The following is a 2,077-nucleotide window of genomic DNA, read 5'->3' as shown; positions in this document are numbered from 1 at the left end:
CTTATGTCCCTCCCCCCGTAATCGACCGTAATTGGGGGAGGTGGCCCGAAGGGCCCGAGGGACAAAGCCCCAGGGTAGATTGTTCCTATTCTGACGTCGGAATCAGGACGATCCCGCCTGAGGCCTTCCCCCTCCGCCCGTATGACGGGGCACCTCCCCCGATGACGGGCGAGGATTGAGAAGCCACAGTCGCCGAGCTGGGCTAGGATCACCCCATGAAGAGCCCGTACGAATCGGATGTCGTGCGCAACTGGCGGACGCCTGCCTTCATGAAGATCGAGGGCAGGCTGGCGGCGCGGCTCGACCCCCAGACGCCCGACAACAGGCCATCGCTGTGGACCATCCCGCCCTGGCTGATTGCGCTCGTCGTCGTCGCCATCATGCTCGGCCTGATGGTTCCGGGCTTCCTGCTCGACCTCGCGAGGGTATAGTGCCCGGCGGCAAACTTGACGGCCGCGACGCCCTTGCACGAGAGTTCGAGAACGAGTGTCGTGCAAGCGTGCAAGGAGGGAGCGATGGGCGACAGCCACGAGCATGACCACAAGCATGATCACGACGGGCAGGATGTTCCCTCGGCCACCGCGCTCAGGGTAAAGGCGCTCGAATCGCTGCTTGTCGAGAAGGGTCTCGTCGATCCGGCGGCGCTCGACGCACTGATCGACACTTACGAGTCGAAGATCGGGCCGCGTAATGGTGCCCGCGTCGTGGCGCGAGCGTGGATGGATCCCGACTACAAGGCGCGGCTGCTGAAAGATGCCTCCTCGGCGATTGCCGAGCTGGGCTACAGCGGCGCGCAGGGCGAGCACATGGTCGTGGTCGAGAACACCCCGACGGTGCACAATCTCGTCGTCTGCACGCTGTGCTCCTGCTACCCGTGGCCGGTGCTGGGCCTGCCGCCGGTCTGGTACAAGTCCTATGCCTACCGGTCGCGCGCCGTCATCGATCCGCGCGGTGTCCTGGCCGACTTCGGCCTGTCGCTCGCCGAGGACATCTCGGTCCGGGTATGGGATTCGACCTCCGAGATCCGCTATCTCGTCCTGCCGCAGCGGCCGCCCAACACCGACAATCTCGAGGAGGAAGCGCTCGCCGACCTGGTCAGTCGCGACTCCATGATCGGCGTGGCACTGCCGGCGGCGCCGGAAGCGAGGGCCAAGTCATGAACGGCGTGCACGATATGGGCGGCATGCACGGCTTCGGACGCGTGGAGCCTGAAGTCGACGAGCCGGTGTTCCACGCGCCCTGGGAGGGAAAGGTCTATGCCATGCGGCGCCTCATGGGCGCCTGGCGGCGCTGGAACATCGATGCCGGCAGGCACAGCATCGAGAGGATGCCGGCGGTGGAGTACCTGCGGACGAGCTACTACGAGAAATGGCTGCAATCGCTCGAGATGCTGGCGGTCGAGCGCGGATTGATCACGGCCGAGGAGCTGGCGAGCGGGCGGGCCGACCCGGCGGCGCCGAAGATGACGCCTCCGGTGAAGGCCGCCGACATACCGGTGATTGCCACCGCCCGGGGCTCGTCGGAGCGCGAGACGTCCGCGCTGGCGCGCTTTGCGATTGGCCAGAAGGTCCGCACCAGGAAGATCAATCCGGTCGGTCATACGCGCATCCCGCGCTACGTCCGCGGGAGGGTGGGCACAGTCGAGCTCGACCACAGGGCGCACGTCTTTCCAGATTCCAACGCCGATTTCCGGGGTGAGGCGCCACAGCGGCTCTACACCGTGCGCTTTGCCGCGCGCGAGTTGTGGGGAGACGCCGCCAACCCGGCCGATGCCGTGCTCGTCGATCTTTGGGAGGAATACCTTGAGCCTGCCTGACCAGACCGCGGACCTGCCGGGTTTGCCCAAAGACGGCGACGGCCCGGTCTTTGCCGCGCCCTGGCAGGCGCAAGCCTTCGCGCTCGCCGTCGAGCTCAGCAAGGGCGGCGCCTTCACCTGGAACGAATGGGCCGATACGCTGGGCGCCGTGCTGCGCGAGGCGACGGCGCGCGGCACGCCGGATGACGGATCCCGCTACTACGAGCATTGGCTGATCGCCCTCGAACGGCTTTGCCTCGCCAAGGGCCTGACCGATCTCGG

The 2,077-nt window shown here is 66.7% G+C and carries 4 protein-coding genes; all 4 read left to right on the top strand.

The window, feature by feature from the left end; all coding sequences use genetic code 11:
• The first annotated feature begins 215 nt into the window (after positions 1-215).
• Complete coding sequence (locus AB7O82_RS35520) at positions 216-431, top strand: hypothetical protein (protein WP_428541109.1); 216 nt, start codon at positions 216-218, stop codon at positions 429-431.
• A gap of 84 nt (positions 432-515) precedes the next feature.
• The gene (nthA, locus tag AB7O82_RS35515) at positions 516-1,160 is read left to right on the top strand and encodes a nitrile hydratase subunit alpha (protein WP_428541106.1); all 645 of its coding nucleotides are present in this window, start codon (positions 516-518) and stop codon (positions 1,158-1,160) included.
• Complete coding sequence (gene nthB, locus AB7O82_RS35510) at positions 1,157-1,816, top strand: nitrile hydratase subunit beta (RefSeq protein ID WP_428541104.1); 660 nt, start codon at positions 1,157-1,159, stop codon at positions 1,814-1,816. Before nthA ends, nthB begins: the two co-directional genes overlap by 4 nt.
• Positions 1,803-2,077: nitrile hydratase accessory protein (locus AB7O82_RS35505; protein WP_428621604.1), on the top strand; the 275-nt coding region annotated here is incomplete at its 3' end. The genes nthB and AB7O82_RS35505, both read left to right, overlap by 14 nt.

The sequence above is a fragment of the Reyranella sp. genome, from assembly GCF_050185545.1.
Lineage (GTDB): Bacteria > Pseudomonadota > Alphaproteobacteria > Reyranellales > Reyranellaceae > Reyranella.
This window is presented reverse-complemented; position numbering and strand designations above follow the sequence as displayed.

What these genes read in the sequence shown, in the direction of transcription:
- nthA (WP_428541106.1), top strand. Translation starts at nt 516, where the DNA reads ATGGGCGACAGCCACGAGCATGACCACAAGCATGATCACGACGGGCAG.
- AB7O82_RS35520 (WP_428541109.1), top strand. Translation starts at nt 216, where the DNA reads ATGAAGAGCCCGTACGAATCGGATGTCGTGCGCAACTGGCGGACGCCT.
- nthB (WP_428541104.1), top strand. Translation starts at nt 1,157, where the DNA reads ATGAACGGCGTGCACGATATGGGCGGCATGCACGGCTTCGGACGCGTG.